This is a genomic window from Leucobacter sp. M11, assembly GCF_035726885.1.
Classification (GTDB): domain Bacteria; phylum Actinomycetota; class Actinomycetes; order Actinomycetales; family Microbacteriaceae; genus JAPFRB01.
On the sequence record NZ_JAPFRB010000002.1, the window covers coordinates 35,355 to 37,324 of the forward strand.

General features: G+C 63.7%; 1 protein-coding gene and 1 pseudogene. Both read right to left on the reverse strand.

Features of this window, described 5'->3' with window-relative positions; translation table 11 throughout:
- A pseudogene (locus OOT08_RS04265) lies at positions 1-289 on the reverse strand (ABC transporter permease); the annotation flags it as partial.
- 187 nt (positions 290-476) lie between these two features.
- Positions 477-1,970: peptide ABC transporter substrate-binding protein (locus OOT08_RS04270; protein ID WP_325091331.1), on the reverse strand; the 1,494-nt coding region annotated here is incomplete at its 5' end.

A 1,970-nucleotide genomic window follows, 5' to 3' on the forward strand; every position in this document is an offset into this window, starting at 1 on the left:
CGGGGAAGGTCCGCGCCAGGATCTGGGAGACGGGCTCGCCGGAGAAGCTCACGCCGAAGTCGCCGATCAAAATGCCCTTGAGGTACAGCAGGTACTGGATGAAGAAGGGCTGATCCAGGTTGTACTGGGCGCGGATACGGTCGAGGACGGCGTCGCTCGGCATCTTGTCGCCGAACATCGCGGCGATCGGGTCGCCGGGCATGGCGAAGACCATGAAGTAGATCAGGAAGGTGGTGCCGAGCAGAACCGGGATCACCTGGAGAAGGCGGAAGAGGATATATCTCAGCATGCGCTGGGCCTCTTCCGCGGAAGCATGACGGTCATGAGTGTGTTAATTTCTTTCGCAATTGTGGTGCGCAACAGTGCGACGGGGAACGGCATTGTTTCCCGTTTCCGAAGGGGAATCGCCTCGATCATGGTGATGATCGGGGCGAGACGGAGGCCCCGGGGTGTCCCCGGGGCCTCCCTTTCTCAGGTTACTTCTTGGTGATCTCGTTGAAGATCGGCACGGAGTTCCAGCCGAACTTCACGTTGTCGACCGACTCGCTGAAGCCACCCGTGGTGCCCTGGTACCAGAGCGGGATGGACGGCATCTCGTCGAGCAGGATCTCCTGCGCCTCGTGCAGCTTGGCGATGGACTTGTCGTGGTCCGCCTCCTGCACGGCCTCGTCAAGCAGCTTGTCGAAGGCCGGGTTGCTGTAGTAGCCGTGGTTGGAGCTGGCCTTGGTGTAGTACAGCGGCTGCAGGTAGTTGTAGGCACCCGGGTAGTCGGCCTGCCAGCCGGCGCGGAAGGGGCCGCCAACGGTGTCAGACTCGCGGTCGTCCAGGAACGCGGCGAAGGTCGGGTACAGCTTCGGGGCAGCGGTCACCCCGAGGTTGTTCGCCCACTGGTTCGCCACGGCCTCGATCCACACCTGGTGCGGGCCGTCGGAGTTGGTCGCGACCTCAAGGGAGCCCTCGAAGGGGCTGATCTTGTCGGCCTCGGCCCAGAGCTTCTTGGCCTCGGCCGCGTCGAACTCGAGGTTCTCCACGCCCTTCAGGTCCTCGGTGTAGCCGTCAACGATCGGCGAGGTGAAGTCCTTGGCGGGGATGTTGGTGCCCTCGAAGATCACGTCAATGATCTCCTCGCGGTCAACGGCCTTGGACAGCGCCAGGCGACGCAGCTTGCCCTCTTCGCCCGTGAAGTGCTCGAGGTTCGCCGACACCGTCAGGGTCGTCATGAGCGCGCCGGCCTGGTTGATGGCCCGGTCACCGAGCTCGTCCTGGAACACCGCGAAGGAAGTGTCGGGGATCTGGTCGAGCACGTCGAGGTTCCCGGCCTGCAGGTCGGTGTAGGCCGCGTCGAGCGAGGCGTACATCTTGAAGGTCACGCCCTCGTTGTTGACCTCGCGGGGGCCGACGTAGTCCTCGTTCTTGACGAGCTTCAGCTCGACGTCGTGCTTCCACGCGTCGTCGCTCGCGAACTTGTAGAGACCGTTGCCGATCGGGTTCTGGCCGTAGGCCTCCATGTCCTCGAAGGCCACGTCGGGCAGCGGGTAGTACGCGGAGTAGCCGAGGCGGTCCGGGAAGTCCGGGGTGGCCTCGATCGTGAACGTCTGGTCATCGACGATCTTGAGGCCTTCAAGCGCCTCGACCGGCTTCTCCTCGCTGTAGCCCTTGATGGCGGCGAAGAAGGCCTGGTTGCCCAGGGCGTTCTCGATGTTGGCCGCGTAGTTCCACGCGTCGACGAAGTTCTTCGCGAGCACCGGGGTGCCGTCGGTGAACTTTGCATCGTCGCGCAGCTTCACGGTCCAGACGCCGGTCTCCGGGTCAGCTTCGATCGACTTGGCGACGCCCATCTGGGTTGCGCCGTCTGCGTCGTAGTAGACGAGACCTTCCCAGAGCGCGTCGACAACCTTGCCGCCGCCGACCTCGGTCGTGTTGGCGGGGATGAGCCCCTTCTGGGGCTCCGTGTTGTTAACGGTGATGAT